This is a genomic window from Ruegeria sp. AI2, from assembly GCF_056541275.1.
Map to the genome: position 1 here is coordinate 1,445,814 of NZ_JBQFYB010000001.1, position 16,665 is coordinate 1,462,478.

At 57.1% G+C, this 16,665-nt stretch carries 18 protein-coding genes; 13 read left to right on the top strand and 5 right to left on the bottom strand.

The window, feature by feature from the left end:
* Positions 1-35: 35 nt before the first annotated feature.
* On the bottom strand, positions 36-701 hold the full coding sequence (locus ACR0LL_RS07275; RefSeq protein WP_267367463.1) for an SOS response-associated peptidase: 666 nt from the start codon (positions 699-701) through the stop codon (positions 36-38).
* A gap of 55 nt (positions 702-756) precedes the next feature.
* Between ACR0LL_RS07275 and ACR0LL_RS07280 the strand changes: the two genes are divergently transcribed.
* The gene (locus ACR0LL_RS07280) at positions 757-2,409 is read left to right on the top strand and encodes a tetratricopeptide repeat-containing sulfotransferase family protein (RefSeq protein WP_480585136.1); all 1,653 of its coding nucleotides are present in this window, start codon (positions 757-759) and stop codon (positions 2,407-2,409) included.
* 66 nt (positions 2,410-2,475) lie between these two features.
* On the opposite strand, the gene ACR0LL_RS07285 is transcribed toward ACR0LL_RS07280, so the two are convergent.
* Entirely contained in the window at positions 2,476-4,053 is a 1,578-nt protein-coding gene (locus tag ACR0LL_RS07285) for a bifunctional metallophosphatase/5'-nucleotidase (RefSeq protein ID WP_480585139.1), read from the bottom strand.
* A 107-nt stretch (positions 4,054-4,160) separates the two neighbouring features.
* Here ACR0LL_RS07285 and ACR0LL_RS07290 point away from each other — a divergent pair, with 107 nt between their 5' ends.
* From ACR0LL_RS07290 to arsC, 4 genes are read left to right on the top strand one after another with little or no spacing between them, the layout of a single operon-like run.
* Positions 4,161-4,499: a DUF952 domain-containing protein gene (locus ACR0LL_RS07290; protein ID WP_480585141.1), complete on the top strand. Its 339-nt coding sequence runs from the start codon at positions 4,161-4,163 to the stop codon at positions 4,497-4,499.
* Positions 4,496-4,927 (top strand): DUF1330 domain-containing protein, encoded by a 432-nt coding sequence (locus ACR0LL_RS07295; RefSeq protein ID WP_480585143.1) that lies wholly within the window; start codon positions 4,496-4,498, stop codon positions 4,925-4,927. Before ACR0LL_RS07290 ends, ACR0LL_RS07295 begins: the two co-directional genes overlap by 4 nt.
* The gene (locus ACR0LL_RS07300; protein ID WP_480585145.1) at positions 4,924-5,982 is read left to right on the top strand and encodes a quinone-dependent dihydroorotate dehydrogenase; all 1,059 of its coding nucleotides are present in this window, start codon (positions 4,924-4,926) and stop codon (positions 5,980-5,982) included. Before ACR0LL_RS07295 ends, ACR0LL_RS07300 begins: the two co-directional genes overlap by 4 nt.
* Positions 5,979-6,320 (top strand): arsenate reductase (glutaredoxin), encoded by a 342-nt coding sequence (arsC, locus tag ACR0LL_RS07305; RefSeq protein ID WP_480585147.1) that lies wholly within the window; start codon positions 5,979-5,981, stop codon positions 6,318-6,320. The genes ACR0LL_RS07300 and arsC overlap by 4 nt, the downstream gene beginning before the upstream one ends.
* Here arsC and ACR0LL_RS07310 read toward each other — a convergent pair.
* Genes ACR0LL_RS07310 through ACR0LL_RS07320 form a run of 3 tightly spaced genes read right to left on the bottom strand, consistent with a single transcriptional unit; the run spans position 6,317 to position 8,575 of the window.
* Entirely contained in the window at positions 6,317-7,633 is a 1,317-nt protein-coding gene (locus ACR0LL_RS07310; protein WP_480585148.1) for an MATE family efflux transporter, read from the bottom strand. The genes arsC and ACR0LL_RS07310 overlap by 4 nt on opposite strands.
* A gap of 2 nt (positions 7,634-7,635) precedes the next feature.
* Positions 7,636-8,154, bottom strand: coding sequence for a PaaI family thioesterase (locus tag ACR0LL_RS07315; protein WP_267364663.1), 519 nt, complete (start codon positions 8,152-8,154; stop codon positions 7,636-7,638).
* 1 nt (position 8,155) lies between these two features.
* Positions 8,156-8,575, bottom strand: a complete 420-nt coding sequence (locus ACR0LL_RS07320) for a PaaI family thioesterase (protein WP_209503260.1) — start codon at positions 8,573-8,575, stop codon at positions 8,156-8,158.
* Positions 8,576-8,690: 115 nt separating this feature from the next.
* Between ACR0LL_RS07320 and ACR0LL_RS07325 the strand changes: the two genes are divergently transcribed.
* From ACR0LL_RS07325 to ACR0LL_RS07360, 8 genes are all read left to right on the top strand, one after another.
* Positions 8,691-9,059 carry a MerR family transcriptional regulator gene (locus tag ACR0LL_RS07325; RefSeq protein WP_267364662.1) on the top strand — a complete coding sequence of 123 codons (369 nt, stop codon included), beginning with the start codon at positions 8,691-8,693 and terminating at the stop codon, positions 9,057-9,059.
* A gap of 270 nt (positions 9,060-9,329) precedes the next feature.
* A complete protein-coding gene (locus ACR0LL_RS07330) occupies positions 9,330-9,731 on the top strand; it encodes a MerR family transcriptional regulator (RefSeq protein WP_209503256.1) in 402 nt (133 codons plus the stop codon).
* Positions 9,732-9,773: 42 nt separating this feature from the next.
* Positions 9,774-11,555, top strand: coding sequence for an acyl-CoA dehydrogenase C-terminal domain-containing protein (locus ACR0LL_RS07335; RefSeq protein ID WP_480585152.1), 1,782 nt, complete (start codon positions 9,774-9,776; stop codon positions 11,553-11,555).
* Positions 11,556-11,610: 55 nt separating this feature from the next.
* Positions 11,611-11,823 (top strand): hypothetical protein, encoded by a 213-nt coding sequence (locus ACR0LL_RS07340; RefSeq protein ID WP_480585154.1) that lies wholly within the window; start codon positions 11,611-11,613, stop codon positions 11,821-11,823.
* Positions 11,824-12,102: 279 nt separating this feature from the next.
* Entirely contained in the window at positions 12,103-12,741 is a 639-nt protein-coding gene (locus ACR0LL_RS07345; RefSeq protein WP_480585156.1) for a glutathione S-transferase family protein, read from the top strand.
* Between the two features lie 11 nt (positions 12,742-12,752).
* The gene (locus tag ACR0LL_RS07350; protein ID WP_480585159.1) at positions 12,753-13,964 is read left to right on the top strand and encodes an acetyl-CoA C-acetyltransferase; all 1,212 of its coding nucleotides are present in this window, start codon (positions 12,753-12,755) and stop codon (positions 13,962-13,964) included.
* On the top strand, positions 13,964-14,452 hold the full coding sequence (locus tag ACR0LL_RS07355) for a cupin domain-containing protein (protein WP_267364657.1): 489 nt from the start codon (positions 13,964-13,966) through the stop codon (positions 14,450-14,452). Before ACR0LL_RS07350 ends, ACR0LL_RS07355 begins: the two co-directional genes overlap by 1 nt.
* Entirely contained in the window at positions 14,445-16,646 is a 2,202-nt protein-coding gene (locus ACR0LL_RS07360; protein WP_480585162.1) for a 3-hydroxyacyl-CoA dehydrogenase NAD-binding domain-containing protein, read from the top strand. The genes ACR0LL_RS07355 and ACR0LL_RS07360 overlap by 8 nt, the downstream gene beginning before the upstream one ends.
* The last annotated feature ends 19 nt before the right edge of the window (positions 16,647-16,665 follow it).

Sequence of the window (16,665 nt, forward strand, 5' to 3'; positions counted from 1 at the left end):
CGAAGGTCTAGCTTGCTGCGTTTCCAAAGAAAAGGTCACGCGTCACAAGGTTCGATCAGCTCAGGCCCGCTGGCCCGGTTCGAGTTCACCGCAGGCCCGACCCGGTGGAAGGTCAACACATCTTCGTTCCCCGGCTGCATCAGCCGTGCGGCCCCTTTTCCGGCTTCACCCAACCACAATGGCCAGTCTTTGGGTTCTACGATCAAGGGCATTCGCTGATGAATGACCTCAAGCCATTTGTTGGCAGCCGTCGTCACGATAGCACAGGTGCCCTGCCGTTCGCTTTCAGGGCCCCAGTCCTGCCAGACCCCGGCAAAGGCAATGGGAGCTTTGTCCTGACGGTGGATATACCAAGGCAGGCGCGTTCCCTGTTCCGTTTTTGTCCATTCATAGAACCCAGTCGCTATGATCAGACAACGGCGCGTCCGGCAGGCATCGCGAAAGGCGGGCTTGTCCGCCAGGGTCTCGGCCCGGGCGTTGATCAGCAACGGCCCAGCCGTTTCGGTCTTGTACCAATGTGGCAGAAATCCCCAGCGCAGCGCATCCAGATGGCGGCCTGTTTCGCCGCTACGCACGACATGTACCTGATTTGTCGGACAAACATTGAAATTCGGCACCACAGGTAGCGCATTTGCCGGGCGCGCTGAAAACAGCTGCGCCATTGCGTCGTTGGGAAGAGTTATTGCAAACCGTCCGCACATGGGTAATGAACCACCGATACATTCTTGATACAGGCACAGGATCTCACGGCGTCACATGGAATACCAGACAACGCAATCCCTCAAGAGCAAAGCACTGGCGCTTCTGGAAGCAGGCAAGCTGCCGCAAGCTTTGAAAAAGGCCCAGCTGGGTGTCAAGAAATTCCCAAAAGACTCGGATTATCATGCCATCGCCGGCTTTGTTTTGACCGAGATGAAGCAATACAAGAAATCAATTCCGCATTTTGTTGAAGCCTCGCGGATGAAACCGGACGACCTGCAGTTTGTCGAAAACCTGGCGAATGCATTGATGCAGACCGGGCAAATTCCCAAAGCCCTGGACTATACCGAACAAAAGCTGGAGCAATTCCCCAACAACCAGGAATTGAACCGCGTGCTGGATGAAATTCACCTCAAAGGCACCAATTGGCGCATGATGATCGAACATGCGAGCAAGAAGCTGGAGAGCGATCCAGACAATGTGGACCTTCTTGCAAAACGGGCCAGAGCTTACGCCAATATCGGCTTTGACGATGAAAACTCGCGGGATGTCGCCCGCGCCTACGAGTTGGACCCCGAGAACACAAAGATTGCCCTTATTAAGTCTGTAAACCTTCACCAAACGGGTGAAAAGAACGAGTCCAAAGCAATACTGAGGCGCGTTCTTCAAAACGAACCCGAACATATGTCGGCTTTGCTGCAATTATCGGCAATTGAAACCACAGAAGAAGCTCCGGAGCTGCTGGAAGCCGTTAATAAAGCCATCTCCGAAAAGGGAGATGATAAGCTGGAACTCCAGTTCGCCAAGGCGCATTTGATTTCAAAGTTAGACGGGTTGAATGCCGCCATGCCGCATTATGCGCGGGCCAATGAAATTCAGCACCAAGGCAACCCCTATGTCCCGGCGGATGAAGAGGAAAAACTGTTCCGGATCACCAGCTTGTTCCCTGTCGATTCCGATGCACCAGAGTCTGGCTTTGCCGAAGGGCCAACACCGATCTTTGTACTGGGTCAACCCCGCTCGGGCACGACATTGATGGAGATGATGCTGAGTTCAGCCCCCGGAATTTCCGGTTGCGGCGAACTGACTTTGGGGGCCGATCTGTCGCGTGAGTATGAGAAAAAAGGCCAGAAGTATGACGCTGCCAAAGCGTCCGAGCTTGCGCGGGAATTCCTCGAATTGATGCCGCCCATTCCGGGCGACTCTGTCGCCTTTGTCGACAAGATGCCGCACAATTATCAACGTATTGGATTCCTGCTGTCTGCCTTCCCAAAGGCAAAGATTATCAACATGCTGCGCGATCCGCGTGATGTTGGATTGTCCAAATGGATCAGATGTTTTCCTGCGGGCGGAATGCGCTATGCCTCGAATATGCAGGCCATCGCCCATTCGGCAAATATGTATCGTTGTTATATGGCGCATTGGGATACCGTGTTCGGAAATCGTATTCTGACGGTACCTTACGAAGAACTGGTGGCCGACCCGAAAACCTACAGCCAGCAGGTTGCTGCGTTCTGCGATTTGGAGTGGAACGAAACGATGATGCACCCCGAGAAAAACACCAAACAGGTACGTACGGCAAGCATCGATCAGGTGCGCAACAAGATCTCGACCAAGTCTATCGGCGGCTGGCGCGGGGTTGCTGAGCACATCAAACCGATGCTGGACGGGTTCGATCCGAAACTCTGGCTGGAATATGATTTCAGCTGATCCGTTCCCCAAAAAAAAAAAAGCCGCATCCCTGTGATGCGGCTTTTGTCTTTGTCGTGAACCCAGTTACTTCTTTTTGATACGCCCGTCTACATAGGGGTGATAGGGCGCATTTTCCGCCAGGTATTCCGCGGTGACATCCGCAAGGTCCGGGCCGAAGTCATAGGCGTTCTTGTCATCGCCTTCGAACATCTTGTACCCGTCACCACCGTTGCGGACGTAGTTGTTGGTGACGACCAGGTAGGTCTTGTTCGGGTCGATCGGAATAAAACCGTCACCCTCGGCAATCATCACCTCGCTGACGCGCCCCTCGTTCGGTGCCACGCTTGGGTCCCAGGTAAAGCTAAGACCGGCGACCTGCGGGAATCGGCCTTTCACCTCTTCCACCTGACTTACGCCATTCTCCAGTGCATCAATGACACCCTGTCCGCTGATTTCAAAGGTCGACAGTGTATTCTGGAAAGGCAACACCGTCAGAACCTCGCCCATGGTCACATCACCGGGATCGATAGAAGCCCGCAACCCACCCGAATTGGCAATGGCGATCTGAACGCCCTGATCCGCCACACGCGCCAGCATCGCATCGGCAACCAGGTTGCCCATCTGGCATTCCTGCACGCGGCAAATTGAGCGATCCCCTTCAATGGCTTCTGCAGCGCTTGCAACAACCTTGTTGCGGATTTCATCCAAAGGCACCGCCAGTTCCGCAATCCGGTCCAGCGCGGCCTGATCCTCGGTCACTGCGTTGTCCATGATCAAAGGCTCGCCAGCTGCCTCGATCACTTTGCCATCGTCATCGAAAGTGACGTTCAATTCGCCCAGAAACTTGCCATAAGCATAGGCCTGAACGATCTGTACGCCGTTTACCACTGTTGGGTACGGACCTGCCGCCTTATCCGACACATTCGAAAGATACGTGTTCGAATGCCCGCCGACGATCACGTCAACACCAGTCGTCTCTTGTGCGACACGCTGATCGACGCCATAGCCGGAATGGCTGAGAACGATGATCTTGTTGACACCCTCACCTGTCAGTTTATCGACTTCGGCCTGCACAGCTGGCACCGGGTCCGAAAACGTGACATTGGGGCCGGGCGAGGCAAGCTCATCCGTGTCGATTGGGGTCAGGCCGATCAAGCCGATCTTCTCGCCGCCTACTTCGATAACGGTCGATTTCTTGATCCTGTCCGTCAAAAGCTCTTCGTCGTGAATATCGGCGTTGGACATCAGGACCGGGAAGTCGACCGAGTCGATGAACCCCCGCAACACTTCGGGGCCGTCATCAAACTCGTGGTTGCCGACGGTCATGGCATTATAGCCCAGCTTGTTCATGAACTCGGCTGCGACCTTGCCCTTGTAATAGGTATAGAAAAGGGACCCCTGGAACTGGTCACCTCCATCCACCAGAATCGAATTTTCTGCCCGTGCGCGCGCGTCGGCAACTGCCGTTACTAGGCGCGCCGATCCGCCAAAGCACTTGCCTTCTGCATTGTCTTCCTCACCGCAACCGCTGTCGTATTTGTTGATCGGCTCAAAGCGCGAATGGAAATCGTTGGTGTGCAGAATTGTCAGCTTGTAATCGGCTGCTGCGGCACCCGCCGTCAGGCCCACCACCGCGACCGAAGTTAAAAATCGGGTCAACATCTTGGAACTCCCTGTTATTATTGCCGGGGATCGTGCGCTTATGTCGACCGAGAGTCAAAGGAGAAATCCAGCTTGATTCCAAGCGCCGTGCGGGGCATCAGGTCATCATGCTGATCTACAAGATTTTCCGAGCCGTCGAATGGGCTGAACTGCAAAGTCTGGGCGCCACATACGGAGCACCCATTGACGTGTCAGACGGGTTTGTTCACTTTTCTACCGCTGAACAAGCTGCTGAAACCGCTGCCAAGCATTTTGCGGGCGTAGAAGGGCTTACGCTGTTGGCCTGTGATGCCGATGCCATGGGCGATGACCTGAAATGGGAAGTGTCGCGAGGAGACGCCCTGTTTCCACATCTGTATCGTCAGATCAGGTTAAGCGACGTTGTCTGGGCGCGACCCCTGCCTTTTGTCGGCACGGCACATCAGTTTCCCGAGGACATGGCATGATATCTTATGTCGATCCGGATCGCGGCCAGTTCGAGGCGTTCAAGGCCCTGGACCGTGACCAGCCGATCGAAATGCTCAATCTGGTGAAGTTCCGCGCCGAGGCGCAGTATCCCAAATCACATGAATTGGCGGGCGCAGAGTTGACCGGGGCGCAGGCCTATCAGAAATACGGGACTGAAACCGCTCCAATCATTGGCCGTATCGGGGCAAGCATCCTATGGCGGGGTGTCTTTGAAACGACACTGATCGGACCGGCTGATGAGGTATGGGATGCCGTCTTTATCGCACGCTATCCGACTGCATATGCGTTTCTTGAAATGGTGACTGATCCGGCCTACCGGGCGGCGGTGGTCCATCGGCAGGCTGCGGTAGAAACCTCGCGCCTGATCCGGTGCGGATCAAGCAAAAGCGGGAAAGCGTTCGGATGAAACTGACCGAGAAATTCGGGCTTGCAGCCCTGCACTGCATGGACCCCGAAACCGCCCACGGGATGTCGATCAGGGCTTTGAAGGCGGGGCTTGCGCCTGCGCCGGGGCCGGTGACAACGCCGCGCCTGAAAACAAGCCTTGCCGGGTTGGACCTGCCTAACCCGGTAGGATTGGCCGCGGGCTTCGACAAGAACGGAGAAGTTCTGACGCCGCTGTCGCGCGCAGGGTTCGGTTTCATCGAAGTCGGGGCCGTCACACCGCGCCCGCAACCGGGAAACCCCAAACCCCGTCTGTTTCGCCTGACCGAGGACAAAGCGGCGATCAACCGTTTTGGCTTTAACAACGAAGGCATGGAGGTGATGAAAAAACGGCTTGCTGATCGCCCCCAAAATGCGGTGATCGGCCTGAATCTGGGCGCCAACAAGGACAGCGAGGATCGCGCGGGTGATTTCGTAAAGGTGCTGGCGCATTGTGCCGCGCATCTGGATTTTGCCACGGTCAACGTGTCATCCCCGAATACGGAAAAGCTGCGGGATTTGCAGGGCAAGGCGGCGCTAAGCGCGCTTTTGAACGGTGTGATTGAAACCCGTGATGCGCTGCCTCGCCCACTGCCCATCTTCCTGAAAATCGCGCCGGACCTGACCGATGCCGAGTTGCAGGACATTGCCGATGTTGCGCGCGAGACCCGTGTGGATGCCGTGATCGCCACCAACACCACCCTGTCGCGTGACGGGTTGCGCAGCTCGCACAAAGGTGAAACCGGTGGGCTGTCCGGCGCACCGCTGTTCGAGAAATCAACACGTGTTCTGGCACGGCTCAGCCAGTTGACCGGAGGTGACATTCCCCTGATCGGCGTGGGTGGCATCAGCAATGCGGAACAGGCCTATGCTAAGATCTGCGCCGGGGCATCTGCTGTGCAGTTCTATACGGCGATGGTGTATGGCGGCATTTCTCTGGCGGCTGACATTGCGAACGGGCTGGATGAACTGCTGGCCCGCGACGGCTTTGAGAATGTAGCCCAAGCCGTCGGCAGCAAACGAGAGGACTGGCTATGATCGAATATTGGCACAACCCGCGCTGTTCAAAATCCCGCGCCGGTCTTGAGTTGCTGGAAGAGAATGGCGCACGGGTCACGGTGCGCAAATATCTTGAGGATGCACCATCAATCGATGAGCTGCGAGCGGCACAATCCGCATTGGGGCTTTCGCCCGTTGAGATGATGCGTACCGGAGAATCCCGGTTCAAGGAACTGGGGCTGACAAAGGCTTCGCCAGACGACGCCCTGATCCGGGCCATGGCCGAAAACCCGATCCTGATTGAGCGTCCGCTTGCCATAGCGGGGGATAAGGCCGCCATCGGGCGTCCACCGGAAAACCTTCTTGCGCTGCTCTAGGCCACCTGCGCCTCGAGCTTGGGATAGCGCCATCCTAAAGTCACGCCGCGCGCGATATTAAGCACCATCAACGCGGCCCACAGGCCGTGATTTCCGAAACTTGGCACCAGAATAAACAGCGCAACCAGATAGATAGCGACCGATTGGAGCATCGCGCTGCGCATGGCCCGGGTCCATGTAGCACCTATGTAGATGCCGTCAAACATCCAGCTTGCCACGCCGATAACGGGTGCCAACGCGGCCCATACGAGAAACTCACGCCCCGCCTCACGCACCTGCGGTGAGGTCGACATGACGTCGATCAACGCCGGTCCGGCGATAAAGAATACCGCACCCAGTAACAGGGCACCCCCGACACCCCATTGCGAGGTCATGACAGACGCGCGGCGCACCTGATACCTGTCTCTGGCACCCACCGCGCTTCCGACCAAAGCCTCGGCGGAAAAGGCGAACCCGTCCAGCGCGAAAGCTGTGACTTCTAGAAACTGAAGCAAGACCTGATTGGCCGCCAGATTGACATCACCCAGATCCGAACCGACGAAAAGAAAAGTCGTGAAGGATCCGGTCAGCAAAACCGACCGGATCATGATATCGCCGTTGACCTGCAACATCCGTTGCAGCCGAGCGGCATCAAATATGCGAGCCCAGTCGCGCCAGATTCCGTCTTTGAACCCATCCCGACACAGCCAAAAGCCCAGCGCCAGACCTGTCCATTCCGCAATCAAAGTGGCAATGGCAACCCCTTCGACACCCCAGCCGAGACCAAGCACGAACCATAGATCCAGAACGATGTTCAATCCGTTCATCCAGACCTGAAGAACAAAAACCCCGCGCGTGCGTTCAACCGCAATCAACCATCCGGTAACCGCATAAAGCGCGATAGTGGCAGGAGCGCCCCAAATTCGAATCTCAAGATAGGCGTGGGCCAGCGTTTCGACCTCGGGGCTTGCCGGAGATAAAGCGAACGCACCCGCGAACACGGCCACTTGTGTAAGGATAAAGAACAGCCCAGCCGCGCCGCCAAGCATCAGGCCGCGCATCAGCAATGCCCGGGTTTCAACAGCGTCGCCTGCCCCGCGTGCCTGCGCCGCCATCCCGGTGGTTCCCATCCGCAAGAAACCGAAGATCCAGTAGATCGTTGACAGGATCACTGCACCGATCCCGACCGCACCAATAGGCGCTGCCTGCCCCAACTGGCCGACAACGCCGGTATCAACTGCCCCCAGAATCGGAACGGTGGCGTTCGACAGGACAATCGGCACAGCGATCTTCAGCACCCGTCCATGCGTGATGGGCGCCGAGGCGTCCTGCATGGTCAGCTCTTGCCCCGAGGCGGTTGCGGCATCAGAAAATGCCCGGAGGCCTGCGCAAACAGTTTCGCATGATTGTCCTGCCAGGCTTCAACCCGTACCGAGGCGTAACGCCGCCCCGACCGGCTGATAAATGCCCGCGCATAGGCGTCTCGCGGCAAGCCCGAACGCAGATAGTCGACGGTAAAGTCGATCGTCTTGGGAAACCGGATGCTTTCGTCTGACACGATGGCCTCTGCATCGATCTCTCCGCTTTCAATACTTGGGAACATGTGTTCCCAGCTCAGCGTGATAACGGCTGTCACCTCCAAAAAAGCAGCGGTCACGCCGCCATGAATTGCAGGCAGAAACGGATTGCCGATCAGCTTGTCATCGAAATTCAAAACGCCGGTCAGCTCATCCCCGCGCCTGTCAAAACTGATGTTCAGAAAACGTATATACGGTACGCCGTCGACAAGCGCACGCAGGGCTGCATCGCGGCGCTGCTTGACCACCTGCATCGGCTCGGGACGAGGTCTTGGCATATTACTTCCCTTCGACCGTAAAGGACCCTGAGGCTGTCGCCACCGGCAGGTCCGTGTCGTTGTCCATTGCGGTGGCCCGCACGAAGGCAACGTTTCGCGTGATATGGTGACAGACGGCATGTGCAGTAATCGTCTGACCTGGCGTCGCCGCGCGCATATAGTCTATCCGCAGATCGATTGTTGCGGTTCCTCCGGGGGCCGATGGGTGGCTCATCACCGCAGCGCCACAACAGGTGTCCAGAATCGTGGATATCGCTCCCCCATGAATCACCCCTGTACGCGGATCCCCGATCAGGTCTTTGTTGTAGGGCAGAGTTATCTCTGCCTCACCCTCGCCGATCTGCGTGAGCGTAAGGTTCAATGCCCGCGCATGGGGGATCGCCTCGATAAACTGGCGGGCTAAAACTGTCTTATCGACCATAAGTATGCGTCCTGTTCTCTGCACCGCCTTTATGAGCCGGTGTTCCGGTAAAGAGCAAGCCTACCTGTTGCGCTTGGGATCGGGACCGCCTAGGTTGCTGACGAGGAGACCGGGAATGTCCAACAACCGTTTGTCATTCAAAGAAATGTGCGCCGAGTTTGACGTGACGCCGCGCACCCTGCGCTACTACGAATATATCGAGCTTTTGCAACCGGACCGCGAAGGGCGTTCGCGCTTTTACGGGGCCCGGGAATGCGCGCGGATGAAACTGATCATGCGCGGCCGAAAGTTTGGTTTTCCTCTAGAAGAGATTCGCCAATGGCTACTGATCTATGAAGATCAGGGAAACGAGGCCCAGATGGCCACCTTTGTCGAAATGGCAGACCGCCAGATGAGTGAGCTTCAGCAGCAGCGACAGCAGCTGGATGAGGCAATGGACGAACTCAAAAGCCTGCGCGACCAAACGGCCAAGTCGCTGGAATAACCTTTTCCGATATTTCATAACTAAGAATTGCAGGTGGCAGAACCTGTCAAAACCGGTGCGCATCCCCTTCAAGGCACCCGTTTATTCATGCCGAAAATCAGTTGACGTAACGGTAACAAAATTACGCCGAAAGATCCTTACGTGCACGGATGTTACGTCAACTTCAAAGTGACGCAGCGTCTGGATTACGTAAACGTCACTCACATGTTGTAAAGCACCCACCAACTGCGCAACTCATGTCTCATGACGCCAGTGACGAGAGTATGACGAATGACCGAAGATGTGATGACCATCCGCGAGATGTGCGAGACCTATGATGTCACACCACGCACCTTGCGGTTCTATGAGGCAAAGGAACTACTGTTCCCGATCCGCGAAGGCCAAAAACGTCTGTTCACCAAACGTGACCGGGCGCGGCTGAAGCTGATCCTGCGCGGAAAAAGATTCGGGTTCAGCCTCGAGGAAATTCGACAGCTGCTGGATCTCTACCATGTGGGTGATCAACAGGTCACCCAGATGAATCGCACTTATGAAATCGCGTGCGAGCGTCTGGCTGACATGGAATCGCGCCGCGAAGAGCTGACGCAGGCCATCGACGATCTGAAAGAGCAGTTGCGCTGGGGCGAGAAAGTCATCGCCTCGATGAAACAGGAAAAGAAGGCGGCCGAGTAACCTCGCCCTGCCTTCCGGACATATGAATTAAGGGAGCTTCACATGCCCGTTTACAACGCGCCAACCAAAGACATGCAGTTCATTCTGCACGATGTTCTGAAAGTCTCGCAGTCGGACATCCCCGGCTATGACGAACTGGAAGCCGAATTCACCGGCGCAGTTCTCGAAGAAGCAGGCAAGGTTGCCACCAACGTCCTGCATCCTTTGAACGTTGTTGGTGACGCCGAAGGGTGCCGGTTGGAAAACGGCATTGTGTACACCCCTACCGGGTTCAAGGACGCCTTCGAGCAGATGAAGGAAGGTGGCTGGACTGGCCTCGACATGCCGGAAGAGTATGGTGGCCAGAACATGCCTTACGTGATCGGCACAGCCGTGGGTGAGATGTTCTCGGGCTCCAACCAAGCTTTCACCATGTATCAGGGCCTGACCCACGGCGCGGCCTCGGCCATTCTGGCGCACGGGACAGACGAGCAGAAGAACAAGTACCTGCCCAACATGGTCAGCTGCGAATGGACCGGCACCATGAACCTGACCGAACCGCATTGTGGCACCGATCTGGGCCTGATGCGCACCAAGGCAGAACCGCAGGGTGACGGCAGCTACAAGATCTCCGGCCAGAAGATCTTTATCTCGGCTGGCGACCACGACATGGCAAACAACATCGTCCACCTGGTGCTGGCCAAGATCCCAGGTGGCCCCGAGGGCATCAAAGGCGTGTCGCTGTTCATTGTGCCCAAGTTCATTGTGAACGAAGACGGCAGCCTGGGCGAGCGCAACGGCGTATCGGTCGGCAAGATCGAAGAGAAAATGGGCATCCACGGCAACTCGACCTGCGTCATGAACTATGACGAAGCCACCGGCTGGCTGCTGGGCGAAGAGCACAAGGGCATGCGCGCCATGTTCACCATGATGAACGAAGCGCGTCTGGGGGTGGGCATGCAAGGCCTGTCGCAAGCCGAAGCGGCCTATCAGAATGCTCTGGAATACGCCAAGGACCGTTTGCAGGGTCGCGATGTGACCGGTGTCAAGAACCCGGATGGTCCGGCCGATCCTCTGATCGTGCATCCTGATATCCGTCGCAACCTGATGGATCAGAAAAGCTTTACCGAAGGCGCGCGCGCGTTCATCCTTTGGGGCGCGACCATGATCGACAAGGCGCACCGCGCGGGAGACAAGGATGCGGACGGGCTGATCTCGCTGCTGACCCCGGTCATCAAAGGGTTTCTGACCGACGAAGGCTACGACATGACCGTTCAGGCGCAGCAGGTCTATGGTGGCCATGGCTACATCGAAGAATGGGGCATGTCGCAATATACCCGCGACGCCCGCATCGCGATGATCTACGAAGGTGCAAATGGCGTTCAGGCGCTTGACCTTGTGGGTCGCAAGCTGGCGCAGGATGGCGGCAAGCACGTCATGGCGTTCTTCGAGATGGTCAAAACCTTCTGCAAGGAAAACGCGGGCCAGAACGAAGCATACGACAAGGCGTTCATCGAACCGCTGAAAGCCGCATCCAAGGATTTGCAGGCCGCTGGCATGTATTTCATGCAGGAAGGCATGAAGAACCCGAATAACGCATTGTCCGGTTCCTATGACTTTATGCACATGTTCGGCCATGTTTGCCTGGGCCTGATGTGGGCGCAAATGGCGAAAGCGGCTCAGGAAGCGCTGGATGGTGGAGCCTCGGACAAAGAATTCTACGAGACCAAGATTGCCACCGGCCGTTTCTACATGGCCCGCCGCCTGCCCGCGACAGCGATGCATCTGGCGCGAATCCAGACCGGCGCGGACACGGTAATGGCACTGGACGCGGCGAACTTCTGATCTCAGTCTGGGTCCGGGCAACACCGCCCGGACCCAGCTTACCGGAGGAGACCAAATGCCAAAACGTTTTCGCCTGACCCGACGCTTTCCGATTGCGATGACTGAAGATGGGTATCGCAAACTCAAGGCGTTCGCGCGTGATGCCGGTCTGGACGAAGGTGAGGCGCTGTCTTTCTTGTTCGAGAATTTCAACAGCGTGATAAATGAGGAGAACCTGACCCATCGCCTGCGCATCTTCAATTCCGAACTTGAGGCACGGAAGAGGTGAACAGCTGCGGAGAAAACTCAACGGCGACTTTAATTTAAATGCCGGACGCCTCCGGCGGGAGTATTTGTGAAAAGATGAAGCGGCGATGCGTCCCTGCCACAGGGCACACTCGCCATCAGGACAGGAACGACTTCACCTTTTGCGGTCATCGGCTCTCCAGCCTGTACCGCACGACCACTGAATACGAAGATGGTTGATGAAACGTTACCTACTGCCCTTCATCTTTTCAAAAATACTCAAATCCGGCCTAGCAACATGCGCCTTGGGAGGGGCGAGCACATGACCATCAAACTTCATTGCTTCGGAGAAAGTGGAAACAGCTACAAGGCTGCTTTGGCTCTGGAAATGTCCGGTTTGGAGTGGGAACCGGTCTTTGTCGATTTCTTCAAAGGTGTAACCCGTACGCCGGAATATCGTGCTGACGTAAACGAGTTGGGTGAGGCACCAGTTCTGGTCGATGGAGATTTTCACACCAGCCAATCCGGTGCGATTCAGGCCTATGTCACGGAGAAGTCCGGCAAGTTCGGTGGCAAGGACCGGGAAGAAGACTACAATATTCTGCGTTGGGTTTTGTGGGACAATCACAAACTCAGCTCAATGGCAGGTTTGACGCGGTTCCTGATCAATTTCCTACCCGAGCAGCACCGCAACCCTGATGTCATTGCATTCAATAAAGGACGTTTGAAGGCGGCTTATGAAATCCTGAACAACCACCTGGATGGTCGCGACTGGATCGTTGGTGATGGTGTGACCAACGCCGACCTTAGCTGCTGTGGTTATCTGTATTACCCTGAACCATTTGGCTTTGACCGTGCCGACTGGCCCCATATCGACGCCTGGCTGACCCGCTTGTCCGAACAGCCCGGCTGGAAACACCCCTATGACCTGATGCCCGGCAACCCGTCGGATCGAGCTTGAGGAGAAGACCCATGACCGAAGCCTATATTTATGACGCCCTGCGCACGCCGCGCGGCAAGGGCCGCAAGGATGGCAGCCTGCACGAGGTAACCTCGGTGCGCCTGTCCGCCCTGACCCTGAACGCGATGAAAGAGCGCAACAACCTGGAAGGTCACGCCGTCGAAGACGTGATCTGGGGAAACGTCACGCAAGTGATGGAGCAAGGCGGCTGTCTTGCGCGCTCGGCCATTCTGGCATCCGACCTCGACCAGTCGATCCCGGGTCTCGCGATCAACCGTTTCTGCGCCTCGGGCATGGAAGCCGTGAACCTGGCCGCAAACCAGGTGAAAGGCGGCGCAGGCGATGCCTATATTGCGGGCGGTGTCGAGATGATGGGTCGCGTGGCCATGGGCAGCGACGGTGCAGCAATCGCTGTTGACCCCTCGCTGGCGATGGAGACCTATTTCGTACCTCAGGGAATCTCGGCCGACATCATCGCGACCGAGTATGGCTTTACCCGTGATGACGCGGATGCGCTGGCGGTTGAATCGCAAAGACGTGCTGCGGAAGCCTGGGCCGACAACCGGTTCGAGAAATCCGTGATCACCGTCAAGGATCAGAACGGCCTGACCATTCTTGACCGGGACGAATACATGCGCCCCGGCACTGACATGCAGAGCCTCGGTGCGCTTAACCCGTCATTCGCTATGATGGGCGAACAGATGCCTGGCTTCGACAAGGTTGCGATGCTGAAATACCCCCATCTTGAGCGCGTGAACCACATCCACCATGCCGGCAACAGCTCGGGCATCGTGGACGGAGCCGCTGCTGTTCTGATCGGCAACAAGGAATTTGGCGAGAAATACGGCCTCAAGCCGCGTGCCCGCATCAAAGCAACCGCCAAGATTGGCACTGATCCGACCATCATGCTGACTGGCCCGGTTCCGGTGACCGAGAAGATTTTGGCCGACAATGGCATGAAGATCAACGATCTGGACCTGTTTGAAGTGAACGAAGCCTTCGCCTCGGTCGTGCTGCGGTTCCAGCAGGCATTTGATGTCGATCCCGCACTGGTCAACGTCAACGGTGGCTCGATCGCGATGGGTCACCCGCTGGGTGCCACGGGTGCGATGATTATCGGCACGCTGCTGGATGAACTTGAGCGTCAGGACAAGGAAACCGGTCTGGCCACGCTTTGCATTGCATCCGGCATGGGTGCGGCAACCATTATCGAGCGTGTCTGATGCCCAAGCTGGATCTTTCTCAGATCCCGTTTCAGGGCGGCTCGGCCTATCCCGGCAAGCTGGCCGAAGCGACCACAGGTCGCTTTGCGCAGCGCGTGGGCGATGCGGGCGGGCTGACCCAATACGGGGTCAACATCGTGCGGCTGGATCCGCAGGGCCTGTCATCGCTGCGCCATTACCACATGAAACAGGACGAGTTTGCCATAATCCTCAGCGGCTCGTGCACGCTGGTAGATGATGATGGCGAGCACGAGATGCAGCCCGGCGATTGCGCCGCCTGGCCCGCAGGTGAGGCCAACGGCCATCACCTTGTGAACAACACCGATGCGCCCATGACCTTTCTGGTGGTGGGCACACGGACCCCGACCGAGACCGGCTATTACAGCGACATGGACATGATGGTGAAGGTTGATGAGAACGGATTCTCCTTCACCCGCAAGGATGGCAGCCCGCTGACGGCTGACCAGATTGGAGATGACAATGACTGATTTCACTCTGAGCAAAGACGCAGACGGCGTCGCCACGATCACCTGGGACGTGCCCGGGAAGACCATGAACGTGATGTCCTTTGACGGGCTGGCAGAATTGAGCGATTGCATCGATCAGGCGCTGGCCGACGATGAGGTGAAAGGCATCATTGTTACTTCGGGCAAAGAAGGGTCATTTGCAGGCGGCATGGACCTGAACCTGCTGGCGGTGATGAAAGAACAGGCGGGCGACAATCCGGCCAAGGGTCTGTTCGAGGGCACGATGAAAATGCACGCCCTGCTGCGCAAGATCGAACTGGCGGGTATGGACCCCAAGACCAAGAAAGGCGGCAAGCCGATTGCTACCGTTCTGCCCGGGACCGCTGCGGGCATCGGTATGGAACTGCCCCTGTCTACCCATCGTATCTTTGCTGCCGAAAACCCAAAGGCAAAGTACGGCCTGCCCGAGATCATGGTCGGCATCTTCCCTGGCGCGGGCGGCACCACCCGTATGGTCCGCAAAGTTGGCGCCATTGCGGCGGCTCCGCTGTTGCTGGAAGGCAAAATGCTGGACGTCAAGAAAGCCAAGGGCGCAGGCTATATCGACGAAATCGCAGCCGATCCAATGGCAGCAGCCAAGGAGTGGGTTCTGAGCGCCAAGGACGCCGATCTGGTCAAGCCTTGGGACGCGAAGGGTTATAAAATGCCCGGTGGCGCCCCCTATCATCCCGCAGGCTTCATGAACTTCGTTGGCGCGTCGGCGATGGTGAATGGCAAGACCCAAGGGGCCTTCCCGGCAGCCAAGGCTCTGCTGAGCGCAGTTTACGAAGGCGCTCTGGTCGATTTCGACACCGCGCTGAAAATCGAAGCGCGCTGGTTCACGTCTGTGCTGATGAACCCGTCGTCTGGTGCGATGATCCGATCGCTGTTCCTGAACAAGGAAGCACTGGAAAAAGGTGCCGTGCGTCCTGCAGGCGTTCCGGATCAGTCCGTCAAGAAGATCGGCGTTCTGGGCGCAGGCATGATGGGGGCTGGTATCGCTCTGGTATCGGCGCAGGCCGGTATGGAAGTGGTTCTGATCGACCGCGATCAGGAGGCTGCCGACAAAGGCAAAGCCTATTCCGAGACCTACCTGGACAAAGGCATGAAGCGCGGCAAGGTCACGGCTGAGAAAAAAGAGGCCATGCTGGGTCGCATCACAGCGACGCCGGATCTGGACAACCTCAAAGGCTGCGATCTGATCATCGAAGCGGTCTTTGAAGACATGGGCGTCAAGGCTGAGATGACCAAGAAGGTCGAGGCGATCATCCCCGAAGACTGTATCTTTGCGTCGAATACCTCGACCTTGCCGATCAGCGATCTGGCCAAAGCCTCGGTACGGGCTGACCAGTTCATCGGCATCCACTTCTTCTCACCGGTCGAAAAGATGTTCCTGGTCGAGATCATCAAGGGCAAGGAAACCGGGGATCGTGCAGTGGCCAAGGCGCTGGACTATGTGCGTCAGATCCGCAAGACCCCGATCGTGGTCAACGATGCGCGTTTCTTCTACGCAAACCGCTGCATCATTCCATACATCAACGAAGGTGCGCGCATGGTCACTGAAGGCGTCAGCCCCATTTTGATCGACAACGCCGCGCGGCAATTGGGTTTCCCGGTCGGCCCGATCCAGCTGACCGACGAAACCTCAATTGATCTGGGTGCCAAGATCGCCCGCGCGACAAAGGCGGCGATGGGCGATGCCTATCCGGAAAGCCCCTCGGACGATCTGATCTTCTGGATGGAAGAACAGGGCCGTCTGGGTCGCAAGGCAAATGCCGGTTTCTTCGACTATGACGAGAAGGGCAAGCGCGTCGAATACTGGAAGGGCCTGCAAGAGAAGTATCCGCTTGCCGATGACCAGCCTGACCTGATCGAAGTGCAGGAACGTCTGATGTTTGCTCAGGTTCTGGAAGCCGTCCGCGCACTGGAAGAGGGTGTTCTGGAAGACATCCGCGAGGGCGATGTCGGTGCAATTCTGGGCTGGGGCTTTGCCCCGTGGTCGGGTGGTCCGTTCAGCTGGCTGGACATCATCGGCACACCCTATGCGGCCGAGCGTTGTGATCAATTGGCCGAGACATACGGTGAACGCTTTGCCTGCCCGCCACTGCTGCGCGAGATGGCAGAAAAAGGTCAGAGCTTCTACGGTCGCTTCAACCCCGAAGCAAAGGCCGCTTAATCCAATGATACGGGCGCAT